Consider the following 22344-nt stretch of genomic DNA (forward strand, 5'->3'; position numbering starts at 1 on the left):
CCCATGACGCGAACTGTTCGCACTTGCCCTCGGAGACGCCCTCACCTATCCAGCACGCCGTCACTAGGGAGTAGCCGCCCGTAGCTCCAACGGGGGGTGCGTCAACAAACTTGCGAGAGGTCCTTGGACCCGCCGCATGGCGCATCCGGCAGATTTTGCTTGGCGAGACTTTTGGCTTTCGTGCGTCGATCCATTGCGGGGTCGCCGGCGCGGAAGGCCATTGGTTCGCCTCGACCCCGCCCGGATAACTCGCCTCGATGGAACCCTTCCTCGTCTCCACCGGCCTCGTGGCCATCGCCGAGATCGGCGACAAGACCCAACTCCTGGCCATGCTGCTGGCGGCCCGGTTCCGCCGGCCCGCGCCGATCATCCTCGGCATACTGATCGCCACCATGGCCAACCACGCCCTGGCCGCATTGGTCGGCGTGGCGGCTGGCGCCTTCCTGCAGGGCGAATGGATGAAGTGGCTGCTGGGCGCCGCCTTCCTCGCCTTCGCCGCCTGGGCCCTGATACCCGACAAGTTCGAGGACAAGGACGCGCCGCGCGAGAAGGCCGGCGCCTCGATCTTCCTCACCACGCTGGTGGCCTTCTTCCTGGTGGAGATGGGCGACAAGACCCAGGTGGCCACCGTCGCCCTGGCCGCGAAGTTCCACCAGGTGCTGTGGGTGGCAGCAGGCACCACGCTCGGCATGATGATCGCCAACGTCCCGGCGGTTTACCTGGGCGAGGCGGCGTCCGGGCGGCTGCCGCTCCGCTACATCCGCTGGGCGGCGGCGGCATGTTTCGCGGCGATCGGGGTCTGGGTGCTGGTCTGGGGGTAGGTCGTGGCGCCGACGAGGTCGCTCTTGCGACTGAACCGGACATTGGCTTCGCGGCCGAAAGCTGACAATTCTCGCCAGATTAGAGCCGCGCCAATTATCCAGGGAACTTCCATGCAGTTTGACGACGTCATCCTCGGTCGCCGAAGCATCCGCGGTTACAAGCCCGATCCCGTTCCCAGGGCGCTTATCGAGGAAATCATCGGCCTGGCGATGCGCGCGCCGTCGTCGATGAACACCCAGCCCTGGAATTTCTACATCATCACCGGCGAACCGCTGGATCGGATCCGCGCCGGCAATACCGAGCGGATGGTGTCGGGCGTACCGCAATCGCGAGAGTTCCGCACAGGACAGGCCTTTGCAGGTCCGCATCGCGACAGGCAGGTCGGCGTCGCCAAGCAACTGTTCTCCGCCATGGGGATCGCGCGCGATGACAAGGAAATGCGCCAGGACTGGGTGCTGCGCGGCTTCCGTCAGTTCGACGCGCCCGTGTGCGTGATCGTGACCTACGACCGCGTTCTGGACGGCAGCGACGACACGCCGTTCGATTGCGGCGCCGTGACGACGGCCCTGGTCAACGCCGCATGGTCTCGGGGGCTGGGCGCGGTAATCAACAGCCAGGGCATCATGCAATCCCCAGTGGTTCGTGAGCACGCTGGGATCGCCGACGATCAGGTCATCATGAAAAGCATCGCACTGGGTTGGCCGGACGAAAGCTTCCCAGCAAATGCGGTCGTTTCCGAACGCAAGGCTGTGGCCGAGGCCACGGTGTTCGTCGGCTTCGGCGACTAGGCCGGATCCGGGCCGAGGGTCCAGATCGGCGCACCCGCCGGCCTCAAGGTGTCAGCCGCCGGTCTCATCGACGACGATGGGGACCGTCTTGCCCCGGGACAGCGGCTCCCATCCCGCCACGATGGCCGACGCGATGGCCCTGGCCACGAGCTCAGGCGCGATCTGCGCGGCCTTCAGTTGCGGCGCGCCGTACTTGGGCTGCGGGCCCGCTGGAAACTCCACCACGGCCTCGCGCTGCCCCTCCTTGTGACGCACCGCGATCGCCATGCCGCGATACTCCGCGGCGTCACTGGACCACTGGGGCTGGCGTTGAAGCCGCCAGACATAAGGCTCCCCGTCGACCTCGATCTCAAACTCAGGGCTTTGCTTGGTTCGCGCCATGGGAGGGAGTTAACCCGTCAAGCGCGTGCAAGCCACCCCGCGTGAGGTCCCGCCCCAGGGCCAGGACCGCGTCCATGAGCGTTTTTGCGTTTCGAACAAATCGAGTTGAACGACCCCCCGGGGGGATCGGAGCTCGGAGCCACGCGTTGGAGGTGCTCGATCTTCAAAGGAGACGATCATGCGTACGAACCTCGCCATCGCCGCCCTGATCTTTCCCATGATCCAGGCCCTGATTTTCGGGCTGGCCTTGCTCGGCCTGTTGGTCGCTGGCGCGCCGGCCGGCCTCTACCCAGCCGCGATCGCCGCCACGTTTCTTGCCTCGCTGCCGATTTCTCTGCTGCTCGCCCCGCGCCTGCGGTCGAGGTTCTGGCGCCAACGTCATGGCGGGAGCCTCATGCGCTCGACCTAAGCTGTTCTCGCCGAGCAACCGCGAGTTCGGGCAAGCGTTACAGACTGACCGCGGCTTAGCCGCCGGGACTCGATAATCTGAGTGCGGGATGTCCCCTGCTTAGCCGCCGCGCCCCGCGGTCAAACTTGGAGACTTCATGCAGCTTCCCAAAGGCGCCACCGTCGCCGTCGCCGACGGCGAGAAATTCAACCTCTACCGCAACGCCGGTGACGAGGCCGAGCTCAAATTGACGGCCCTGGCCCATGACCCGGTCAACGCCGATCACCAGGGCTCCACGCCTGGCCGCCACGGCAGTTCGGCAAACCCCGATGGCGGGCAGGACAAGGAAGACGGCTTTTCCGCGGGGGTTGTCGACCTGCTCAACAAGAAGGTTCTGGCAGGCGACATTTCCGCCCTGCTCGTCATCGCGGCGCCCCGAACCCTCGGGGCGATACGGCCGCAGTACCATGCCAGACTGTCCGCGGTCCTGGTCGGCGAGATCGCCAAGGACCTGACCGGGCATTCGCTGCAGGACGTTCAGAAGGCGATCGCCACGGCCTAGACGGAAGGCGTGGCTCCACCGATCGGAAGCCATGCCCTCTGCCGGCAATTCGGCGCTGGCGCCTAGCGCCAGTCGTCCGGGCCGAGCGGCGCGGGCGCCGGGTGCTTGCTGTCGATCACGGGCTGGTCGGAGCGCGTCCAGAAGAATCCGGAATGGCCGTTGTCCACCTGAAGCAGCCTGACCTTCGATGGATCCAGCCCGACCATCATCCGGGCGTTGACCCCGTAGATCATCGGCGGATCTGACTTGACCGCCTCCATGTGCGTGACGCACCCGCACCGGCGGCACCGGTGGAAGGCCAGCTCGTGGTCCAGCCACATGTAGGTTTCGGTCACATCCCGGGCCGGCTTGCCGACCAGCAGCGCCTGGTCGTCAACGCGATGATAATAGCTCCACAGGGCGCCGTAGCGCCGACAGAGCGTGCAATTGCAGTCCAGCACCCAGTCCGGCGCCTTGGCGATCTGGAACCGGACGGCGGTGCAGTGACAGGCCGCCTTGATCATCAGCTATTCCTTCTGGCGCGGCTTCGGCCGCTCTACGGGCACTGATCCTAGCCGCCCCAGACGCCCTGTGCAGCACGGGCGTTCGGGTCGGGGGGTGGCGTCGAGCATGCTGGAGAGGATGGGACCTGGATGCGACCTGGCGGCGCAGCCGCACGGACCACTTGCGGGTTCAGCGGCCGATCAGGGTTCTGGCGAGGGGCGGCCACCAGTCGGAGTGGTAGACGAGCGCCACGCAGACCTGGCTGAGCAGCAGGATCGGGACCGCGAACAGATAGGTCGGATGGACGCGACGGCGCGTGGCGTAGTCATACCCCACGGCCGCGACAAGGATCGTGTCGGCGGCGAAGAATGTGCTGACGAACGTGCCAACCAGGCCCGCGCCGAAGGCCGTCTCGAGGTCGGCGCCCCACACCCGGGCATAGGCGGCGCCGACAATGACGGTGGTGGCCAGCAGGATCAGTCGCTTGTGGCTGGACGAGTCCCCGCGCCGGGCCACCGCGGCGCCCGCCAGCAGGGCGAAGGCCGCGACATAGAAGATGGGGATGATGAAGAAGCGCAGATTCTCAGGGTCGCGGTCGACATAGAAGCGCTGGCTGTAGACCTCCGACACGATCGCCGACACCACCATCACCGGGATGAGCCCGAAGGCGACCTGGCCCAGGCGTCGGTGGGTCGGCCGTCGCCCTTGGCGGACCAGGAGGACCTGGGCGGTCAGCAAGAGCATCCAGCCCATGAAGGCCGCGGCGTGGATGTGCAGGATCAGCGGTGCGGCGTAGTCGGCCCCGCCCCTGGCGCGGCTGGCCATGGCCGGGCCGAAGCCCATGACCACGCCCAGCCAGCAGGCGGCCACGAAGGCCAGAAAGAAGGTCCGGTCCCAAGGATGGGTGGGCTGGAATCCGACCGTCAGCGTGCTCATCTCGCCACCACCGTGGCAAAGCTAGTCCATGGGCGGGCTCGCCCGTCAACCGCCTGATACCCCTCCGGGCCGGGGGGCGGCCCACTCCAGTTGAGGCGCGGAACAGCTCGATGACCCGCTAGGGCCGGCCGACTCCTAGGCCCCCGCCAGCGCCTGCTCGACCCACTGGACGATGGCGTTGGTCGGCATGGCGCCGGAGAGGCGGGCGATCTCGCGGCCCTTGGCGATCATGATCATGCAGGGGATACCGCGGATGCCGTAGCGGCCGGCGATTGCGGATTCGGCCTCGGTGTCCAACTTGGCCATCCGGACGCGGGGCTCCAGCCGGGCCGCGGCGGCCTCGAAGTTGGGGCCCATCATCCGGCAGGGGCCGCACCAGGCCGCCCAGAAGTCGATCACCACCGGCAGATCGCTCTTGAGGGTGTGCTTATCGAAATTCGCCGCGGTCAACTCGACCGGCTTGCCCAGGAAAAGCCGATTGTGGCAGCGGCCGCACAGGGGGTCCTGAGCGAGCTTGGCCCGTGGAATCCGGTTGAGAGCGGCGTCGGTCGGGCAGGCGACGACCACCATGTTCGTGGCGGTGGGATCGGCGACGGTGTCGGACATGGCGACCTCCTGCTTGGTTGATAGTACGCTCAGAGTGATCCGTTCCTTGATCTCCGACAAAGCTCAGCGCCAGGCGAACACCGGCTGTTCGAGGTCGGCGACCCGGGTGACGCGGCCGGCGACCAGCTCGCGGAACTGGTAGACCAGGGCCGCCGTGGGCGCATGGATATGATGCTCGCCCAGCCGCAGGCGGATCAGCGGGCGCGGGCTTTCCGGGATGGTCTCAAAAGTGACGGCGTCCTCGGCATGGATCTCGTCGAGCCGGAACCGATGGACCGAGGCGACCTCCTGCGGGTTGGGACGCAGGGCGGCGGCGTCGCCGAGCCAGGCCACGACCGGGGTGACCGCATAGCCCGACCGGGTCGGATAGTCGTCGAGTACGCCGAGGATGTCGGCCGGCGGGAGAGTCAGGCCCAGCTCCTCCTCCAGCTCGCGCAGCGCGGCCTGCTCGAGGGTTTCCCCGGGATCGCAACGGCCGCCCGGCAGGGCCCACTGGCCGGCATGGGCGCGCATCGCGGCGGCCCGCCGGGTGAGCAGGAAGGCCGCCTCGCCCGAGCCGTCATCGGCCTCGACCAAGGTGATGGCCACGGCGGCGTGCTTCAGAGCCGGGCCCTCGTAGGCGATCCGGGGAAAGGCCCGGCAGCTGGCGGAGAGGGCCTCGCGAAAGGCGGTGGCGAACGGATAGCTCATCGGCCCTGAGCTACGCCCTGCGCGGCGGTCCTGGAAGCCCAATCCTCGGAGGCGCGCCGGGCGCTAGACCGTCTTCGGACTGATCCGCGGCTTGACGTGGTCGAGGCCAGCCGCCTTCAGCGCCGCCACGGACTTGGCCATCTCCGCCTTCAGCCGGGTCCGCCGCGACCAGGGCCGCCAGCAGTCCACGGGCCCAGCCGGATCGCCGATGTGGAAGGTGGCGATCAGCGCGGCCAGGGGCTTGAGCGAAAGCTGGGGGATGGGACGCAGGCGGCAGAGGCCGCGCGCGCGCAGGGCCTCGATCGCCGGACCGATCCCGCCCGCCGACTTCACCGTCGCCTCGAACTCCTGGTCCTCGCAGCCCAGCCAGTGGGCGATCAGCCGGGTGCGGATGGCCCGGATCGCGGCGCGCGACGCGGTCCTGGTCGCGCCTTTCGGTTCGATGGACAGGTCGCACTCGCTGTCGAAGCCGAGGGAGCGGTTGTTCATGTTCGACGAACCGATCCGCAGCAGGACGTCGTCGATGATCGCCAGCTTGGCGTGGACGATGATGGTGTGGCCCAGGCTGGTCACGGGCGAATAGATCTGGAACCGCCCATGCTTGTCGGCCTCACGCAGGCGCTTGATGAACATGGAACGCGTGCGGTCCATGGTCATCTGGTCGAAATAGCTGGGCGAGTGGGCGGTGGAGACCAGGATGATCTCCGGCCCGTCCGGCTCGGCCAGACGCTGGGCCAGGGCCTCGGCGATCACCGGGGCGGTGAAATACTGGTTCTCCATGTAGATGCAGGAGGTCGCCGCGGCGATGGAGGCCAGATAGAGCGTCTCGTTCTCGCGGACCTGGGGCCAGGCGCGCCAGGCGGCGCCGGAGCGCGACAGCCCGACCCGGACATCCTGGAACTGGGGCGCGACACCCGCGGGCCAGGGATCGCTGCGCAGCTTTGCCGTCGGTGCGGCCAGGACCTCGCCGGTCGCGCGCCGCCAGCGTTCGCGGAACAGGTCGCCGAAGGCCGCCGCGGCCGCGCCGTCCACCACGCCCATGACCTCGTGGCGGGCGTCGAAGCAGGTCTTGGCCTCAGGCGCCGGCAGGCGCCGCGGGTCGTCGTCCACGTGATCGCAGGTGTCCCAACGGTCGGGGCCGAAGTCGCAGCCGCCGCAGAAGGCGACGACGTCGTCGATCACCACCACCTTCTGGTGGTGGCTCGCCCCGCTGGGCAGGGCGTCGTCCACCGCGAACCGCACCGAGGAGTCGGCGAAGTCGCCGTTTGCACGCTGCGGATAGAGCTTCTGGGTTGCGGCGATGGGCAGGGCGGCCTTCCAGCACAGCAGCTTGACGTCCAGATCGGGGCGCTCGCGCACCAGGGCCTTCAGGAACTCGGCGATACGATCGTCGTCCGGCGGCGCGCATCCCTCCTGCGGCTCGAAGGCGGTGTTCGGGTCGAAGGCCCAGCCCAGCAGATGGATGGAGCGCCGGGCCTTGGACATGGACGACTTCACCGCGGCGAAATAGTCCTCCATGTCGATGAAGACGGCCGCCCTATCCGCCGGCTCGGCGCGCCAGCAGGTGGTCGCCTCCTTCAGCAGCAAGGGGTCACTCCCCCTTCGCGGCGACTGGGGCGGGTCTGTGGTGCGTGGGTCATCCGGGGTCCTCCGCCGGGCTCAACGCGCGGCCCAGCTTGCGGCTCCCTGAGCGGCAGGTTGACCCGACGTCCATCTTGAATCGGCCCCGCGCGGGGTGTCTGCTCGACCCGCCAAACCCTGGAGCGCCGCCATGAGCCTTGAGACCCTGGTCCCCGCGGACGAGCTGGACTTCGACCCCGACGCCCTGCGCGAGCGCTATCGCCAGGAGCGCGACCGGCGCCTGCGGCCCGACGCCAACGCGCAATATGTCGAGATGGCCCACGACTTCCGCCACTATGTCGACGACCCCTATGTGGAGCCGGGCTTCGCTCGGGCGGCCCTGACCGACAGCGTCGACGTGGCGATCATCGGCGGCGGCTTCGGCGGCCTGCTGGCCGCGGCGCGGCTGCGCGAGGCCGGGGTGAAGGACATCCGCATCATCGAGAAGGGCGGCGACTTCGGGGGCACCTGGTACTGGAACCGCTATCCCGGCGCCCAGTGCGACATCGAGAGCTACATCTACCTGCCGCTGCTGGAGGAGACCGGCTACCTCCCCAAGGAGAAGTACAGCTTCGCGAACGAGATCCGCGCCCATGCGCGGCGGATCGGCGAGCACTTCGGCCTCTATGACCTGGCCTGCCTCCAGACCGAGATCGAGGAACTGCGCTGGCTGGAGGACGAGGCGCGCTGGCTGGTGACCACCAACCGCGGCGACGCCATGAAGGCGCGTTTCGTGGTGACGTCCTCGGGCCCGCTCAACCGCCCGAAGCTGCCGGGCATTCCGGGCATCGAGACCTTCAAGGGCCACTCGTTCCACACCAGCCGCTGGGACTACGCCTATACCGGCGGCTCGTCGGAGGGCGGCCTCACCGGGCTGGCCGACAAGCGGGTGGCGATCATCGGCACCGGGGCGACGGCGATCCAGTGCGTGCCGCACCTGGGCGCCCACGCCAGGCAGCTCTACGTCTTCCAGCGCACCCCCTCTTCCGTCGACGTGCGCGGCAACAGGCCCACGGACCCGGCCTGGGCCGCCTCGCTGACGCCCGGCTGGCAGAAGCGGCGGATGGAGAACTTCAACACCCTGGTGGCCGGCGGCCATCAGGACGAGGACCTCGTCTCCGACGGCTGGACCGACATCATCCGCAACCTGGGGGCCGGCGTGGCGGCGCGGGCCGCGGCCGGCGGGGTCGACCCGCAGGAACTGGGCGCGATGATGGAGCTCAGCGACTTCCGCAAGATGAACCAGGTCCGCGCGCGGGTGGACGCCCTGGTCAAGGACCCGGCGACGGCCGAGAAGCTGAAGCCCTGGTACCGGCAGTTCTGCAAGCGGCCGACCTTCAACGACGACTACCTGCCGACCTTCAACCGGCCCAATGTCACCCTGGTGGATACGCTGGGACGCGGAGTCGACCGGGTCACCGAGACCGGCCTGGTGTTCGACGGGGTGGAGTATCCGGTCGACTGCATCATCTTCGCCACCGGCTTCGAGGTGGGCACCGCCTATACCCGCCGCGCCGGGTTCGAGGTCTTCGGCACGGGTGGCCGCAAGCTGAGCGACCACTGGGCCAAGGGGATGAAGACCCTGCATGGCTTCTACAGCCACGGCTTCCCGAACTGCTTTCACCTGGGGATCACCCAGAACACGCTCACCCCGAACTTCCCGCACATGCTGGAGGAGCAGGCCAGCCACGTGGCCGAGGTGGTCCGCCAGGCCAACCTGCGCCAGGCCCAGGCCGTGGAGCCTAGCGCGGCGGCCGAGGCGGAGTGGTGCGAGACCATCGTCAAGACCGCGCTCAACAACATCCAGTTCCGCCAGGACTGCACGCCCGGCTACTACAATGGCGAGGGCACGGCCGGCCAGGGGGCGGGCCTGTTTGACGGCCTCTACGGCCCCGGCTCGGACGCCTTCTTCGCCCTGGCCCGCGACTGGCGCGAGGCCGGGAGCCTGGCCGGGCTGGAGTTGCGCTAGCGGCGATCCGTCGGCGTCGAAAGTATTTATTTCAGGGATTCAGGCGCTTAACCGGGCTCCGGCTGAGGCGACGAAGAAACACAAGACTGGAAGCCATTTTTCTTCGTCCTAGGTTCAAGTGGTCTTCTCCCAGCCCTGGAGCGCCACCCATGGCCCTGCCCTATCCGGACGACCCGCTGCTCGCCGGCGGTTTCGAGCCGATCCGCATGGAGTGCGACTACGCCGACCTGGTCGTCGAGGGCGAGGCGCCCGCCGACCTGGCGGGCGCCCTCTACCGCGTGGGGCCCAATCCACAGTTCGCGCCGCGGGGAACCTATAACCCACTGCAGGGCGACGGCATGATCCATGCCTTCCGCATCGGCGGGCGCCGGGTCGCCTATCGCAATCGCTGGGTCCGCACCCGCCAGTGGGCGCTGGAGCGAGAGGCGGGCCGGGCCCTGTTCTCGACCAGCGACCCCCGCGACCACGACCCGGCGGTGGCCGGGGTGGCCAGCCAGGGCGCGGCCAACACCCACATCGTCAGCCATGCCGGGCGGCTGCTGGCGCTGGAGGAAGGCCATGCGCCCATCGAGATCGACCCCCAGACCCTGGAGACCCTGGGGCCGTTCGACTTCGCCGGCACCCTGCCCGGGAATATGACCGCCCATCCCAAGGTCGATCCCGAGACCGGCAAGATGGTTTTCTTCGCCAACTTCCCGACCCGCGACTTCGACGGCGCGCTCCTCCTCCATGTCGCCGATGCGGCCGGCGCCCTGGTCCGCACGGTCAAGATCGCCGGACCCTATCCCGCCCTGGTCCACGACTTCGCGATCACCCGCCGCCATGTGGTGTTCATCGTCTGCCCCCTGACCCTCTCGCTCACCCGCCTGCGCGCCGGGGCGCCGCCCATCGCCTGGGAGCCCGACCTCGGGGTTCGCGTCGGGGTCATGCCGCGTTCGGGGTCCGCCGCCGATGTCCGCTGGTTTCCCGCTCCGGCCTGCATGGTCTGGCACGTGCTGAACGCCCACGACGACGACGGGCGCATCCTTGTGGACCTCTGCCAGCAGGACGCCCCGGCCTTCCCGCCCCCCCGACGGACGCCCCGCGCCGGAGACCGCCCTGCGACAGCACCTGACCCGCTGGACCATCGATCCGGGCGCTGACAATCCCGTCTCCGTGCGCCGTCTGAGCGAGACGGTCTGCGAGTATCCGCGCATGGACGAGCGCCGCGCCGGCCTGCCCTATCGCTACGGCTACGTCGCCGCCCTGGGCGGGCCGGGGACCGGCGACCTGCTGCACCGGGCGATCGGCCGTCATGACCACGCCACCGGCGAGATGAAGCTGTGGCGGGCGCCCGAGCACCACGCCGTGTCCGAACCGGTCTTCGCGGCCAAACCCGGATCGTCGGAGGAAGGGGTCGGTTACCTGCTGGCCACCGTCTTCGACGCGCGGCGCAACCGAAGTCACCTGGCGGTGCTGGACGCCATGGACCTCGAGGCGGGGCCCATCGCCCGGGCCCACCTGGACCACCGCGTGCCCGCCGGGTTCCACGGCTCATTCGTGGCGGCCGCCTAGGGGCCGGTCCTGGTCCGCACGCGGGCCTCGACCGCACTCAGACCCGTCGCGACGTCGGGCGCCTTTTCCAGGGTGAGGTGGAGCGCCTGCAACTCGCGGGTGTCGATGCGGCGCTGGGCGCTGGGGCTCGTCCACTCGAAGCCGATGCGGCGACCCAGGGCGCAGGCGCGGGCGGCGATCTCGCGGCGTTGGCCCACTGGGGCGCGGGCGCTCAAGGTGGCGACCACCTCGTTCCAGTAGGGCCGGCCGCCGCGGCAGCGCAGGCGGGGCAGGTCCCTGCACTCCCCGGTCCAGAAGCGGCGATACCAGAGCGGCTGGAGATCATCGACGAAGGCGGTCGGGGCGTTCGCGGGACACGGACGGTTCACATAGGCCTGACCCCAGGCAGGGGCCGCCATGAGGCAGAAGAGCAGCAGGGCTGGCAGGCCTGGCGTCATGCGGTCCCTCAGTCTCGTCATTCTAGGTCGGCGTCAGCGGCCAGAACCAGGCGATCAGCGGGCCGCCGAGCACCAGGATCAGCAGGGTGAGCGGCGCGCCCAGCCGCGAATAGTCGCTGAACCTGTAGCCGCCCGGCCCCATGACCAGGGTGTTGCACTGGTGTCCGATGGGGGTGAGGAAGTCGCAGGCCGCGCCCAGCGCCACGGCCATCAGGAACGGGTCGGGATTGAGCGACAGCTTCTCCGCCAGGCTCGCCCCCACCGGGGCCACGATCAGCACCGTGGCGGCGTTGTTGAGGAAGGGCGTGGCGGCCATGGCCACGGCCATGATCGAGATCAGGGCGAACATCGGCTGCTGCCCCCGGAAGACGGCCGAGAGCCAGTCGGCGATCAGGTCGGCGCCGCCGGTGGTTTCGATGGCGGCCGAGACCGGGATCATGGCGGCGATCAGTACGATCAGCGGCCCGTCGATGGCGGCATAGGCCTCGCGCATGCGCAGCGAGCCCACCACCACCACCAGCACCGCGGCGCCGAAAAAGGCGATGGCCACCGGCGCCACCTGGAAGGCCACCAGGATCATGGCGGCCGCCAGGATGGCGGCCGGGGCGATGCGGTGGCGGATACCGCCCAGGCGCATCTCACGCGCAGCCAGCGGCAGCAGGCCGAGCGCCGAGAGCGCGCCGGGCAAGGTGCGCTCCCCGCCCTGCAGCACAACCACGTCGCCGGCGCGCAGCCGGACGCGGTTGAGATGCTGCTTGAGGCTGTAGCCGGCGCGGCTGACCGCCAGCAGGTTGACCCCATGCTGGCCGTAGAGGTCGAGCTGCTGGGCCGACTTGCCGATCAGGCCGGATTCCCCGCCCACCACGACCTCCAGGACGCGGACCTCCTCGGTCGGCCGCTCCATCGCCACGGGACGGTCGGCGCGGGTGAGCCGCAGCCTGGCGCGCTTGATCAGATCGTCGAGGGCGTGCGGATCGCCCTGCAGCAACAGGGTGTCGCCCGGACGGATCTTGGTGTTCGGGTGCGGACGGCTGATCCGCTTGCCGCTTCGGCGCAGGGCCATGACCTGGGCCTCGTTGTGGGCCAGCTCGCGCAGGTCGGCCACGCGCGACTTCGCCAGGTTCCAGTCCTCGGGGACCTCGACCTCGGTGAAGTAGGCGTTGGCCGCCAGGGCGGTCTCGATGTTCGCCGCCGGCTCCCGGCCCATGGGCAACAGCCGGTAGGCGACGCTGAGGAAGGCCAGGCCGATCAGCGCCAGTCCCAGCCCCACCGGGGTGTAGTCGTACATGCCGAACGGTTTGCCCAGCAGCTCCTGGCGCACCTGGGAGACGATGATGTTGGGCGCGGTGCCCACCAGGGTCACCACTCCCCCCAGCATGGCGCCGAAGGCCATGGGCATCAGCAGGCGACTCGGCGAGGAGCCGGTGCGCCGGGCGATCTGCAGGGCCACCGGCATCAGGATCGCCAGGGCGCCGACATTCTTGGTAGCGGTGGAGAGCAGCATGACCGCGGCGGTGAGCACCGGAACCTGGCTGCGCTCGGTCCGCAGGTGCGGGGTCAGCGGCCGCAGCAAGGCCTCGATCAGGCCTGACCGAGCGAAGGCGGCGCTGACGATCAAGGCCGCGCCGACGATGATAGTGATGTCGTTGGATAGACCGTCGAAGGCGTTCTCCGACGGCACGACGCCGATGACCACCCCGGCGAGCAGGGCGCAGACTGCGATCACGTCATAGCGGAACCGACCCCAGATGAAGGCCGCGATCGTCAGTCCGATCAGGCCGAAGGCCAGGCCTTGCTGCAGCGTCATCCAGATCCCCGAGCCTTGGAGCTTCGGAAACGCGAGACGCCGCATAAGGCTGCGTTAAGAGAAAAGCCGCTTCACAAAGCAGAAGAGCCCGGCCTTTCGGCCGGGCTCCCTGTCGTTTCGTCGTCTTGGATCGAGATCTTAGAAGTTGATGTCGATCGTCGAACGGCGGTTCAGCGGTTCCTTGACGCCGTCGCCGGTCGGAACGGCGAGTTGGCTCTCACCCTTCCAGTCGACTTGCAGCTTGTCTTGGCCGAGGCCCAGACCCACCAGGGCGTCGGCGACGGCCTTGGCGCGGCGTTCCGACAGGCGGGCGTTGTAGGCGTCCGAACCCGAGGAGTCGGTGTGGCCGACCACGATCACGCGGGTGGCGTTACCGGCCGAGGCGTAGCTCGCGGCTTCCTGGACCACCGTCTGGGCTTCCGGCGTCAGGACGTACTGATCGAACGGGAAGTAGACGATGAACTGCTTGGCCTCATACGCCGGCGGAGGCGGCGGGGGAGGCGGCGGCGGGGGAGGCGGCGGGGGCGGGGGCGGCGGGGGCGGAGGCGGCGGGGGCGGCGGCGACGCGAAGGAGTAGCGCAGGCCGACCGTCACCGACTGGTCCTTGTATTCGCCCGAGAACACGCCCGGCTGCAGCGCATGGCTGCCGACCGAAGCGAAGTCGAGGTCCGACCCGGCCAGATAGCGGTAGGTCAGGTCGACGTTCAGACGATCGGTGGCCTTCCAGGCCAGACCGGCGATCAGCTGGTAGGCCAGCGCCGTGTCGTCGTCGTCGATGGTCAGGTTCTGATGCGCCGGGTTGGCCGCCGAGAAGGCGCCCGTGACGCTCGAGAACTGGCCGACGGTGTCGATCGACACGTGGTTGATGCCGACGCCGACGCCGATGAAGGGATTGATCATCGAGCCCGGGGCGAAGTCATAAATGACGTTGCCCATCACGGTCCAGGACTCGATCTCGCCGGAGGGCGAGCCGCAGGCGGGAGCCGCAGTCGTGCGGATCACGCCGGCCGTGCAGAGGCCGAGGATGGCGTTGGTGCTGCCGCCGCGAATCGATTCGATGTCGCCGGGGCGGTAGCCGCCTTCGAGTTCGACGCGCCAGTTCGCGTTCAGCTGATAGCCGAGACGCGCGAAGCCGGTCCAATCTTCTTCTTGATTGAAGTCCCAGCTATAGGGCGAGCCAGCCGCGGAGTTATTCGAAGAGGAGCCTTCGATACCTTCGGGCCAGTGGTAGCCAAGGTCGACAGCGCCGTACCAGCCGGCGTCTTGCGCGGTCGCGCCGGACGCGGCGAAGACCGCTGCCAGGGCAGCTCCCGCCAGAAGTTTGAATCTCATATTCAGAGCCCTCTCATTGCCCTTGCTGCGGCCTTACGCCTCAGCACGTTATATCAAGGCCGAAGCTTAGCGAAAGTGTCGCAGAGGCAACACCGAACGCCAATTTCCTGAACCCCACGAACACTACGCCAGGACGCTACTAATATTCCCCGGAGCAAGCAACTTCGGGGCGAGGGACAAGTCCCCCGTTCGCGCCACGAGCGAGGCGCCTGGCGCGCCCCGGTCGGTGCAAAACTCGTATTGCGAACCTCTTAATGGGAAGAAGTTAAGCGACTGCCGCTCTTTCTTACCAATCGAAGTCCTTGGAAATGCTTGTAAACCCGAAATGGCGCGGCAGGGGGCCGAAAACGGCTCCGCGCTACGTTCGTTCGTGCTCGGCGACATTCCAGCCACATTAATGCCACGCCCAGCCTGGCGTTCGACCCGGACAACGGCACGTCGCGCGATTGGTTCCCGAGTCCGCAAACCGAGCTTTCACTTGGTGTTGGATGGTGACGCTTTTGTCTCACCTTGCGGGGCGGAAATGGGTCAGGATTCGGTCGCTCGCCGGTAACGGCGGCTCCGGCCGCCTAACGCCTCAGGCCGATTCAGCGCCTTGCGGAACTCGTCGCGCCGCTCGTGGATCGAGGCGATGATCAGGCCCATGGGCACGCCGATCTCCACTAGCACCGCCTCGGAGAGCTGCAGGCTGGCCTCAACCGTCTCGGGAACCGCGTCGGTGGCGCCCAGCTCGTAGAGCCTCTGGGCCTGGCGCGCGTCGCGGGCGCGGGCGACGATGATCAGGTCGGGGCGCATCTCCCGGGCCGTGGCGACGATCGCCTCGACCCCCTCAGGCGCGTCCATGGTCACCACCAGGGCCGGCGCGGTCTCCAGACCGCAGCGCTTCAGGAACTCCGCGCGCGAGGCGTCGCCGAAGAAGATGGCGCCGCCCGCGTGGCGACCGCCCTCGACCAGGCGCGGGTCGCGCTCGGCGGCCACCCACGGGATGTCGTGGCGGCCCAGCATGTCGCCCACCAGCTTGCCGACCCGGCCGTAGCCCACCACCAGCACCCGCGGCGCCTCGGGGTGCTGGTCGAGCTGCGGCGGCGCGGGCGCGATCCCCTGCCCCGCGGTCTTGCGCCCGCCCAGCTTCAGGCCAAGCGCCGCCAGCAACGGGATGCACATCATGGAGATGGTCGAGGCCACCAGGATGGTTTGGCCGATGGGACGCGCCACGATCCCCTCGCCCATGGCGGCCGAGAGGATGACGTAGGCGAACTCGCCGCCGCCGGCGAGCAGCAGCCCGGCCTCCACCGCGCCCCGCCAGGGCAGCCCGAACACCCGGCTCAGCAGGAAGACCACCGTAAGGTTCAGGGCGATCACCCCGCCGGCGATGCCGAGGATCAGCAGCGGCTGGGCCGCCAGCAGCGACAGGTCCAGCCCGATGCCAATCGACAGGAAGAACATCCCCAGCAGCAGGCCCTTGAACGGCTCGATCGTGACCTCGACCTCGTGGCGGTACTCGGTCTCGGCCAGCAACAGGCCCGCGATGAAGGCGCCGAGCGCCATGGAAAGGCCGGTGAGCGCGCTGACCAGGCCCGCCCCGATCACCACCAGCAGGCAGGCGGCCATGAACATCTCTTCGCTCTTGGCCCGGGCCACGGACTTGAGCATCGGACGCAGCAGGAGGCGGCCGAACACCACCAGCAGAAGCACGCCGAGGAGCGCGGGGGCGAAGGCCAGCAGCAGGCGCGGCGAGAAGGTCTCCCCGTCGGCGCCGCGGCCGAGGATGACCAGGGTGACCAGGATGGGCGCGACCGCCAGGTCCTGGAACAACAGCACCGAGAAGGTCGCCCGGCCGGCGGCGGAATGCTGTCGCTTGTGTTCGGTCAGGATCTGCATGACCACGGCGGTGGACGACAGGGCCAGGGCCGCCCCGATCGCGGCGGCGGCGGCGGGGGGCTGACCCAGGGCCATGGCCGCGGCGGCGATCGCCCCCAGGCAGAGGGTGACCTGAAGCGCTCCCAGCCCGAACACCCATTTGCGCATCAGGCGCAGGCGCTCCCACGAAAGCTCCAGCCCGATCATGAACAGCAGGAACACCACCCCGAACTCGGCGAGCTGGGCCAGCTCGTCGGGATTGTCGATGGTCACATAGGAAAGCCAGCCATAGGTCGCCGATAGCGCGCCCAGGCCATAGGGGCCCAGCACGACGCCGGCACCCAGAAAGCCCAGGATCGGGCTGATCTTCCAGCGGCGGAACAACGGCACGATCACGCCGGCGGTGGCCAGGAACAGGATGACGTCCTTGTACTCGCCGGGCGAAACGTGGCCTTCCATGCGCTCTCCTTCTGGGATGAACGACAGTATGGGGCGCATCGGCGATTTGCGTAACCCTCGCGGCGCCCTTAACCCCTGACGGCAACTCGATTTCCGCCTTGAAACAAGGGGCTCGCGGCGTTGACAGGTGGGGCGGACTTATCGCCTATGCCCTCCATATTTTAAGCATTGGAGGAACGCCTTGGTTTGGAATTACGCCAACCTCTGGGAGTCCGTGGCCAGCGCCACCCCGGATCGCCCGGCCCTGATCCACGGGGACCGCAGCCTGAGCTGGTCGAGCTTCGACCGCCGCGCCAACGCGCTCGCCGCCCACCTCGTCGCCGCGGGTCTGACCCGGCAATCGAAGGTCGCGGCCTATCTCTATAACGGGCCGGAATACCTCGAGACCTACTACGCGGCGTTCAAGGCCGGCCTGGCGCCGTTCAACACCAATTACCGCTATGGCGGCGATGAGCTCACCTACCTCTTCGACAACGCCGACGCCGAGGCCGTGGTGTTCCACGCCTCCTTCGCCGAGATGGCCGACAAGGTGCGCGGCCGCCTGCCCAAGGTGAAGACCTGGGTCGCCGTGGCCGAGCCCGGTCACCCCGTCCCGGCCTGGGCCGCCGACTACGACGCCATCGTCGCGCCCGGCGCCGATCGGTTCGAAGCGCCCTGGGGCCGCTCGGCCGACGACCTGCTGATCATGTACACCGGCGGCACCACCGGCATGCCCAAGGGCGTGATGTGGCGCCAGGAGGACCTGTTCAAGGGGCTGGGCGGCGGGGCCAACCTGCTGCTGGGCCTGCCGCCGCTGGAGACCGTCGAGGAGGCCGGGAACCGCGCCGCCGCCAACGCCGCCTCCGACGCGCCGCTGAACATCACCATCCCGGTGGCCCCGCTGATGCACGCCACCGGCCAGTTCATCTCGTTCGGAGCTCTGATCTCGGGCGGCGCGGTGGCGACGCTCGTCCCGCGCCGGTTCGACCCCGCCCACCTGTTCGACGAGGTCGACCGCCTGGGGGTCTCGGGCCTGATCATCGTCGGCCCGGCCTTCGCGGCCCCGATGCTGGAGACCCTGGACGCCCATCCTGGCCGGTGGACCCTGCCCTCCCTGCGCCGGATCGTCTCGTCGGGCGCCATGTGGGGGGCCGAGAACAAGCAGGGCCTGTTGAAGCACCTGCCGCACATCATGCTGATGGACAGCCTGGGCTCGTCGGAGGCGCTCGGCCTGGCGGCCTCCACCTCGGGCGGCGGAGCGGCGGCGGGCACGGCGAAGTTCGCCACCGGCCCCAATGCGGCGGTGTTCACCGAGGACGGCGTCCGCGTCCAGCCGGGTTCGGGCGTGCGCGGCCTGGTGGCGGTCGGCGGCCACACGCCGATCGGCTACTACAAGGACGAGGAAAAGTCGGCCAAGACCTTCCGCACCTTCGAAGGGACCCGCTGGAGCGTGCCCGGCGACTGGGCGACCGTTGAGGCCGACGGCTCCATCACCCTGCTGGGCCGCGGCTCCCAAGTGATCAACACCGGCGGCGAGAAGGTCTTCCCCGAAGAGGTCGAGGAGGCGCTGAAACGCTTCGCCGGCGTTCGCGACGCCGCCGTGGTCGGCGTGCCCGATCCGCGGTTCGGCGAGCGCATCTGCGCCGTGGTCGACTTCACCGGCGACAAGGCCCCGTCCCTGGCTGAGCTCGCCACCCACGTGAAGGGCCTGCTGGCCGACTACAAGGCCCCGCGCGAGCTGGTCCTGGCGCCCGTCGTCCGGGCTCCGAATGGCAAGCTCGACTACAAGGCCATCCGCGAGGAAGCCATCGCGGCGCTGTCGGCCACGGCCTCCGTCTAAACAAAAAGTAACGTGCCTCGGGGGGCGCGGCCGGTCCACGGTCGCGCCAACCCATCTGCTTATGAAAGCTCACAATTCCATGAAGACCCTCTGGCTGGGCGCGGCGTCGGCCGCGGCCCTGATCTGCGCGTCCACGCCCGCCCTGGCGGCCAATGCATCCGATCTCTCCCAGGCCCCGCGGATGGGGCCATGGGGCTTCGACGCCGCCGGCCGTGACCTGTCGGTCGCGCCCTCCAAGGACTTCTTCGACTACGCCAACGGGACCTATCTCAACAAGCTCGAGATCCCCGCGGACCGTTCGCGCTACGGCGCCTTCGACGCGCTGAACGAGCTGTCGCAGAACCGGATGCGCGCCGTGGTCGAGAAGGCCGCCGCCAACCCGGGCGCGACCGGCGAGGAGGCCAAGATCGGCGCCTTCTACCGCAGCTTCGTCGATGAGGCCGCGGTCGACGCCCTGGGCGCCAAGCCGCTGGCCGGCGACCTGGCCGCGATCCGCGCCATCAAGTCCCGCGACGGGATGGCCCGCTACATGGGCGGCACGTCGCGCAGGTTCGGCGGCTCGTTCTTCGGCTCCTATGTCCACGACGACGCCAAGGACCCCGAGAAGTACGCGGCCTATCTGATCCAGGGGGGCCTCGGCCTGCCCGACCGCGACTACTATCTGGACGCCAAGTTCGCGCCTCAGAAGACCGCCTATCAGGCCTATGTCGCCAGCCTGCTGACCCTGGCGGGCTGGGAGAAGCCGGCGGAGAACGCCGCGGCCATCGTCGCCCTGGAGACCGAGATCGCCAAGGTGTCCTGGACCCGGGCCGAGCGCCGCGACGACGACAAGACCTACAACCCCTTCGAGGTCGCCAAGCTCCAGGCCTATGCGCCCGGCTTCGACTGGAAGGCCTATCTGGACGGGGCGGGCCTGAAGACCGACCGGGTGATCGTGGCCGAGAACACCGCCTTCCCGAAGATCGCGGCGATCTATGCGGCGACCCCGCTCGACACCTTGAAGGCCTGGTCGGCCTTCAACCTGGCGGACCAGGCCGCGCCCTATCTCTCCAAGGCATTCGACCAGGCCCATTACGAGTTCCGCAGCAAGACTCTGTCGGGCCAGCCGGTGCAGCAGCCCCGCTGGAAGCGCGGGGTGATCGCCATTGACAGCAGCCTCGGCGAGGCCCTGGGCAAGGTCTATGTGGCCGCCTACTTCCCGGCCGAGAACAAGGCCAAGATGGAAGCCCTGGTCGGCGACATCCGCACCGCCATGGGCGCGCGGATCGAGAAGCTCGACTGGATGGGCCCGGCCACCAAGGCCAAGGCCCTGGAGAAGCTCGCCAAGTTCCGGGTGAAGATCGCCTATCCCGACACATGGCGCGACTATTCGGGCCTGACGATCAACGAGGGCGACCTCTACGGCAACATCCAGCGGGCCAACGCCTTCGAGTGGGACTATCGCGCCGCGCGGCTGGGCGGGCCGGTGGACGACGAGGAGTGGGGCATGACGCCCCCGACCATCAACGCCTACTACTCCTCGACCAAGAACGAGATCGTCTTCCCGGCCGCCATCCTGCAGCCGCCGTTCTTCGATCCGCAGGGCGATCCGGCGGTCAATTACGGCGGTATCGGAGGGGTGATCGGCCACGAGATCACCCATGGCTTCGATGACCAGGGCCGCAAGTCGGACGGCGACGGCAAGCTCACCGACTGGTGGACCGCCGAGGACGCCGCCAAGTTCGACGCCCAGGCCAAGAAGTTCGGCAAGCAGTACGCCGCCGTCGAGGTCCTGCCCGGCGCCAATATCAACGGCGACCTGACCATGGGCGAGAACATCGCCGACCTGGGCGGGCTGCTGCTGGCGCTCGACGCCTACCACATCTCGCTGAAGGGCCAGCCGGCCCCGGTGATCGACGGCCTGACCGGCGACCAGCGGGTCTTCCTCGGCTGGGCCCAGGTCTGGCGTGGCAAGTACCGCGACGACCGCATGCGCCAACAGCTGGTCTCCGATCCGCACTCGCCGCCCAAGTACCGCGTCCAGGTGCCGGTGAAGAACATCGACGCCTTCTACGAGGCCTTCGGCGTCAAGCCGGGCGACGCCATGTACGTGGCGCCGGCCGAGCGCGTCCGGATCTGGTGACAACCACGGCGCCCAGGCGGTGATTCACATCACCGTCTGGGCCGCGCGCTGACCGAGCTGTCGAACGCCGAAGAGAAAAAGCCCGTTGACCCGGCCCCTGGGACCGCCCCGATAAACATAGCGGTCAGCCAGCAACGAGGTGATTCGTGAGCTCATCCGCCACATACCTGAACCCTTCGGAAGCCGCCCGGCGGCTGGGCGTCTCCGCCAAGGCCTTGCGGCTCTACGAGCAGCGCGGCCTGGTCGCCCCGATCCGCACCGCGGCCGGCTGGCGGGCCTATGGACCCGGCGAGATGGCCCGCGCCGCCGAGATCGCGGCCCTGCGCGCCCTGGGCCTCAGCCTGGCTCAGACGGCACGGGTGCTGGGCGGCGATCCCCAGGGCCTGGAGCCGGCCCTGGCCGCCCATCAGGCGAGCCTCGAGGACCGGGCGCGCGAGTTGGCGGGGGCCGTCGACAAGGTCCGCGGCCTGCGGACCGACCTCGCCGAGGGCAGGACGCCGGCCGTCGCGGACCTGGCGCGGCTGGCGGGGCCCTCCGGAAAGCTCGGCGTCGCCTTCGACCTGCCCTGGCCCTGGGGCGGGGAGCGCTTCGAGCTGCGCGACATCCGGCCAATCAACTACATCATCGGCTCCCTGGGCAGCGGCAAGACCCGGCTGGCCATGCGCCTGGCCGAGACCCTGGAGGACGCCGCCTTCCTTCCCCTGGAGCGGACGGCGGACCGCGCGCGGTTGGAGGCCGACCCCGCCCTGAAGGCGCGGGTCGAGGCCTCCCTGGCCTGGCTTGTCGAGGACGGCGCCGTGGAGTCCGAGGCCCTGATCGCCCTGCTCGTCCCCCTGGAGGCCGAGGCTCCGGCGATCCTGGTGGTCGACATGGTGGAACAGGGGCTGGACGAGCCGACCCAGGAGGCGCTGATCGCGCATCTACGCCGCCGGGGGCCCGGTGCGCGGCCGCTGTTCCTGATGACCCGTTCCTGCGCGATCCTGGACCTGGCCGCCGTGGGCCCGGACGAGGCGATCCTCCTCTGTCCGGCCAACCACAGCCCGCCGATGCGTGTCGCGCCCTATCCCGGGGCTCCGGGCTACGAGGCGGTCGCCACCTGCCTGGCCTCGCCGGACGTTCGTGCACGGACGGAAGGCCTCATCGCCTGGCGCCCGCCGGCGGCGTGAGGCTTAGCCGCGACGGACGGCGAAGGCGGCCTCGACGCTGGGCATGACCAACCAGTCGATCCGCTCCCCCATGGCGTCGAGCTCCTTGGCCGTGCTCGACGAGACGTGGAGGAACTGGGCTTCGCAGATAAAGTGGACCATCAGGATCGACGGGTCGATCCGGCCGGCGACCCCGTGCAGATTGAATTCCTCGTTGAAGTCGCTGGCCTCGCGCAGGCCGCGCACGATGTGAGTCGCCTCGATCCGGCGCGCATAGGCGATCAGGCTCTGGTTGGCGTATTCCCCCACCTCCAGGGCGCCCTCGAACAGGACGTCGGTCCCGGGCGCGGCGGCCTGCGGCCAACGCTCCGTGATGGAGTGGACGAGGAGCCGCTGGCTTTCCTCGACCCCGAACATGCGCGTCTTCCTGACGTTCGTTCCCACCGCGACGTGCACGGTGTCGAAAGTCCGCAGAGCCTTGCCGATGATGTCCAGGTGTCCACGGGTGACGGGGTCGAACGAGCCCGCATAGAGGGCCTTGGTGGTGACGGGCTTGCGCATGGA

The 22344-nt window shown here is 68.9% G+C and carries 21 protein-coding genes and 1 riboswitch; of the genes, 10 read left to right on the plus strand and 11 right to left on the minus strand.

What is annotated here, in order from left to right; genetic code table 11:
• The first annotated feature begins 53 nt into the window (after window positions 1-53).
• A riboswitch (yybP-ykoY riboswitch) is annotated at window positions 54-239 on the plus strand.
• An 18-nt stretch (window positions 240-257) separates the two neighbouring features.
• The gene (locus M9M90_RS18875; protein ID WP_254834780.1) at window positions 258-821 is read left to right on the plus strand and encodes a TMEM165/GDT1 family protein; all 564 of its coding nucleotides are present in this window, start codon (window positions 258-260) and stop codon (window positions 819-821) included.
• A gap of 111 nt (window positions 822-932) precedes the next feature.
• Window positions 933-1610, plus strand: coding sequence for a nitroreductase (locus M9M90_RS18880; protein WP_254834781.1), 678 nt, complete (start codon window positions 933-935; stop codon window positions 1608-1610).
• A 51-nt stretch (window positions 1611-1661) separates the two neighbouring features.
• Here the strand turns inward: M9M90_RS18880 and M9M90_RS18885 are convergent, their stop codons facing one another.
• Window positions 1662-1991 (minus strand): hypothetical protein, encoded by a 330-nt coding sequence (locus M9M90_RS18885; protein WP_254834782.1) that lies wholly within the window; start codon window positions 1989-1991, stop codon window positions 1662-1664.
• A 178-nt stretch (window positions 1992-2169) separates the two neighbouring features.
• Here M9M90_RS18885 and M9M90_RS18890 point away from each other — a divergent pair, with 178 nt between their 5' ends.
• On the plus strand, window positions 2170-2400 hold the full coding sequence (locus M9M90_RS18890) for a hypothetical protein (RefSeq protein ID WP_254834783.1): 231 nt from the start codon (window positions 2170-2172) through the stop codon (window positions 2398-2400).
• A 136-nt stretch (window positions 2401-2536) separates the two neighbouring features.
• Window positions 2537-2941 (plus strand): host attachment protein, encoded by a 405-nt coding sequence (locus tag M9M90_RS18895; RefSeq protein WP_254834784.1) that lies wholly within the window; start codon window positions 2537-2539, stop codon window positions 2939-2941.
• Between the two features lie 62 nt (window positions 2942-3003).
• Here M9M90_RS18895 and M9M90_RS18900 read toward each other — a convergent pair whose 3' ends face one another.
• The 5 genes from M9M90_RS18900 to M9M90_RS18920 all read right to left on the minus strand — a co-directional run bounded on the left by M9M90_RS18900 (window position 3004) and on the right by M9M90_RS18920 (window position 7243).
• Complete coding sequence (locus tag M9M90_RS18900) at window positions 3004-3444, minus strand: GFA family protein (protein WP_254834785.1); 441 nt, start codon at window positions 3442-3444, stop codon at window positions 3004-3006.
• A gap of 169 nt (window positions 3445-3613) precedes the next feature.
• Window positions 3614-4360: a hypothetical protein gene (locus M9M90_RS18905; protein ID WP_254834786.1), complete on the minus strand. Its 747-nt coding sequence runs from the start codon at window positions 4358-4360 to the stop codon at window positions 3614-3616.
• 135 nt (window positions 4361-4495) lie between these two features.
• Window positions 4496-4966: a thioredoxin TrxC gene (gene trxC / locus M9M90_RS18910; protein WP_305885126.1), complete on the minus strand. Its 471-nt coding sequence runs from the start codon at window positions 4964-4966 to the stop codon at window positions 4496-4498.
• Window positions 4967-5029: 63 nt separating this feature from the next.
• Entirely contained in the window at window positions 5030-5656 is a 627-nt protein-coding gene (locus M9M90_RS18915; RefSeq protein ID WP_254834787.1) for a CoA pyrophosphatase, read from the minus strand.
• 63 nt (window positions 5657-5719) lie between these two features.
• On the minus strand, window positions 5720-7243 hold the full coding sequence (locus M9M90_RS18920) for a phospholipase D-like domain-containing protein (RefSeq protein ID WP_254834788.1): 1524 nt from the start codon (window positions 7241-7243) through the stop codon (window positions 5720-5722).
• Window positions 7244-7427: 184 nt separating this feature from the next.
• On the opposite strand from M9M90_RS18920, the gene M9M90_RS18925 reads away from it, so the two are divergent.
• The 3 genes from M9M90_RS18925 (at window position 7428) to M9M90_RS18935 (ending at window position 10799) form a co-directional block, all read left to right on the plus strand.
• On the plus strand, window positions 7428-9245 hold the full coding sequence (locus tag M9M90_RS18925) for an NAD(P)/FAD-dependent oxidoreductase (RefSeq protein ID WP_254834789.1): 1818 nt from the start codon (window positions 7428-7430) through the stop codon (window positions 9243-9245).
• Window positions 9246-9394: 149 nt separating this feature from the next.
• On the plus strand, window positions 9395-10387 hold the full coding sequence (locus tag M9M90_RS18930; RefSeq protein WP_254834790.1) for a carotenoid oxygenase family protein: 993 nt from the start codon (window positions 9395-9397) through the stop codon (window positions 10385-10387).
• Window positions 10272-10799 carry a carotenoid oxygenase family protein gene (locus M9M90_RS18935; protein ID WP_254834791.1) on the plus strand — a complete coding sequence of 176 codons (528 nt, stop codon included), beginning with the start codon at window positions 10272-10274 and terminating at the stop codon, window positions 10797-10799. Before M9M90_RS18930 ends, M9M90_RS18935 begins: the two co-directional genes overlap by 116 nt.
• Here M9M90_RS18935 and M9M90_RS18940 read toward each other — a convergent pair.
• The 4 genes from M9M90_RS18940 to M9M90_RS18955 form a co-directional block, all read right to left on the minus strand.
• Window positions 10796-11236: a hypothetical protein gene (locus tag M9M90_RS18940; RefSeq protein WP_254834792.1), complete on the minus strand. Its 441-nt coding sequence runs from the start codon at window positions 11234-11236 to the stop codon at window positions 10796-10798. The genes M9M90_RS18935 and M9M90_RS18940 overlap by 4 nt on opposite strands.
• Window positions 11237-11258: 22 nt before the next feature.
• Window positions 11259-13043, minus strand: coding sequence for an SLC13 family permease (locus M9M90_RS18945; RefSeq protein ID WP_254834793.1), 1785 nt, complete (start codon window positions 13041-13043; stop codon window positions 11259-11261).
• A gap of 138 nt (window positions 13044-13181) precedes the next feature.
• The gene (locus M9M90_RS18950; RefSeq protein WP_254834794.1) at window positions 13182-14375 is read right to left on the minus strand and encodes an OmpA family protein; all 1194 of its coding nucleotides are present in this window, start codon (window positions 14373-14375) and stop codon (window positions 13182-13184) included.
• 528 nt (window positions 14376-14903) lie between these two features.
• The gene (locus M9M90_RS18955) at window positions 14904-16694 is read right to left on the minus strand and encodes a cation:proton antiporter (protein ID WP_254834795.1); all 1791 of its coding nucleotides are present in this window, start codon (window positions 16692-16694) and stop codon (window positions 14904-14906) included.
• Between the two features lie 181 nt (window positions 16695-16875).
• Here M9M90_RS18955 and M9M90_RS18960 point away from each other — a divergent pair, with 181 nt between their 5' ends.
• The 3 genes from M9M90_RS18960 (at window position 16876) to M9M90_RS18970 (ending at window position 21801) form a co-directional block, all read left to right on the plus strand.
• On the plus strand, window positions 16876-18513 hold the full coding sequence (locus M9M90_RS18960) for an AMP-binding protein (RefSeq protein WP_254834796.1): 1638 nt from the start codon (window positions 16876-16878) through the stop codon (window positions 18511-18513).
• A 79-nt stretch (window positions 18514-18592) separates the two neighbouring features.
• Window positions 18593-20635, plus strand: coding sequence for a M13 family metallopeptidase (locus tag M9M90_RS18965; protein ID WP_254834797.1), 2043 nt, complete (start codon window positions 18593-18595; stop codon window positions 20633-20635).
• A 146-nt stretch (window positions 20636-20781) separates the two neighbouring features.
• Window positions 20782-21801 carry a MerR family transcriptional regulator gene (locus tag M9M90_RS18970; RefSeq protein ID WP_254834798.1) on the plus strand — a complete coding sequence of 340 codons (1020 nt, stop codon included), beginning with the start codon at window positions 20782-20784 and terminating at the stop codon, window positions 21799-21801.
• A 3-nt stretch (window positions 21802-21804) separates the two neighbouring features.
• Here the strand turns inward: M9M90_RS18970 and coaD are convergent, their stop codons facing one another.
• Window positions 21805-22341 carry a pantetheine-phosphate adenylyltransferase gene (gene coaD, locus M9M90_RS18975; RefSeq protein WP_254834799.1) on the minus strand — a complete coding sequence of 179 codons (537 nt, stop codon included), beginning with the start codon at window positions 22339-22341 and terminating at the stop codon, window positions 21805-21807.
• Window positions 22342-22344: the final 3 nt, after the last annotated feature.

The organism is Phenylobacterium sp. LH3H17 (assembly GCF_024298925.1).
In the GTDB taxonomy this organism is placed as follows: Bacteria; Pseudomonadota; Alphaproteobacteria; order Caulobacterales; family Caulobacteraceae; genus Phenylobacterium.

What these genes read in the sequence shown, in the direction of transcription:
- M9M90_RS18965 (WP_254834797.1), top strand. Translation starts at nt 18,593, where the DNA reads ATGAAGACCCTCTGGCTGGGCGCGGCGTCGGCCGCGGCCCTGATCTGC.
- M9M90_RS18875 (WP_254834780.1), top strand. Translation starts at nt 258, where the DNA reads ATGGAACCCTTCCTCGTCTCCACCGGCCTCGTGGCCATCGCCGAGATC.
- M9M90_RS18945 (WP_254834793.1), bottom strand. Translation starts at nt 13,043, where the DNA reads ATGACGCTGCAGCAAGGCCTGGCCTTCGGCCTGATCGGACTGACGATC.
- M9M90_RS18890 (WP_254834783.1), top strand. Translation starts at nt 2,170, where the DNA reads ATGCGTACGAACCTCGCCATCGCCGCCCTGATCTTTCCCATGATCCAG.
- M9M90_RS18885 (WP_254834782.1), bottom strand. Translation starts at nt 1,991, where the DNA reads ATGGCGCGAACCAAGCAAAGCCCTGAGTTTGAGATCGAGGTCGACGGG.
- M9M90_RS18880 (WP_254834781.1), top strand. Translation starts at nt 933, where the DNA reads ATGCAGTTTGACGACGTCATCCTCGGTCGCCGAAGCATCCGCGGTTAC.
- M9M90_RS18940 (WP_254834792.1), bottom strand. Translation starts at nt 11,236, where the DNA reads ATGACGCCAGGCCTGCCAGCCCTGCTGCTCTTCTGCCTCATGGCGGCC.
- M9M90_RS18950 (WP_254834794.1), bottom strand. Translation starts at nt 14,375, where the DNA reads ATGAGATTCAAACTTCTGGCGGGAGCTGCCCTGGCAGCGGTCTTCGCC.
- M9M90_RS18955 (WP_254834795.1), bottom strand. Translation starts at nt 16,694, where the DNA reads ATGGAAGGCCACGTTTCGCCCGGCGAGTACAAGGACGTCATCCTGTTC.
- coaD (WP_254834799.1), bottom strand. Translation starts at nt 22,341, where the DNA reads ATGCGCAAGCCCGTCACCACCAAGGCCCTCTATGCGGGCTCGTTCGAC.
- trxC (WP_305885126.1), bottom strand. Translation starts at nt 4,966, where the DNA reads ATGTCCGACACCGTCGCCGATCCCACCGCCACGAACATGGTGGTCGTC.
- M9M90_RS18930 (WP_254834790.1), top strand. Translation starts at nt 9,395, where the DNA reads ATGGCCCTGCCCTATCCGGACGACCCGCTGCTCGCCGGCGGTTTCGAG.
- M9M90_RS18905 (WP_254834786.1), bottom strand. Translation starts at nt 4,360, where the DNA reads ATGAGCACGCTGACGGTCGGATTCCAGCCCACCCATCCTTGGGACCGG.
- M9M90_RS18925 (WP_254834789.1), top strand. Translation starts at nt 7,428, where the DNA reads ATGAGCCTTGAGACCCTGGTCCCCGCGGACGAGCTGGACTTCGACCCC.
- M9M90_RS18895 (WP_254834784.1), top strand. Translation starts at nt 2,537, where the DNA reads ATGCAGCTTCCCAAAGGCGCCACCGTCGCCGTCGCCGACGGCGAGAAA.
- M9M90_RS18900 (WP_254834785.1), bottom strand. Translation starts at nt 3,444, where the DNA reads ATGATCAAGGCGGCCTGTCACTGCACCGCCGTCCGGTTCCAGATCGCC.
- M9M90_RS18915 (WP_254834787.1), bottom strand. Translation starts at nt 5,656, where the DNA reads ATGAGCTATCCGTTCGCCACCGCCTTTCGCGAGGCCCTCTCCGCCAGC.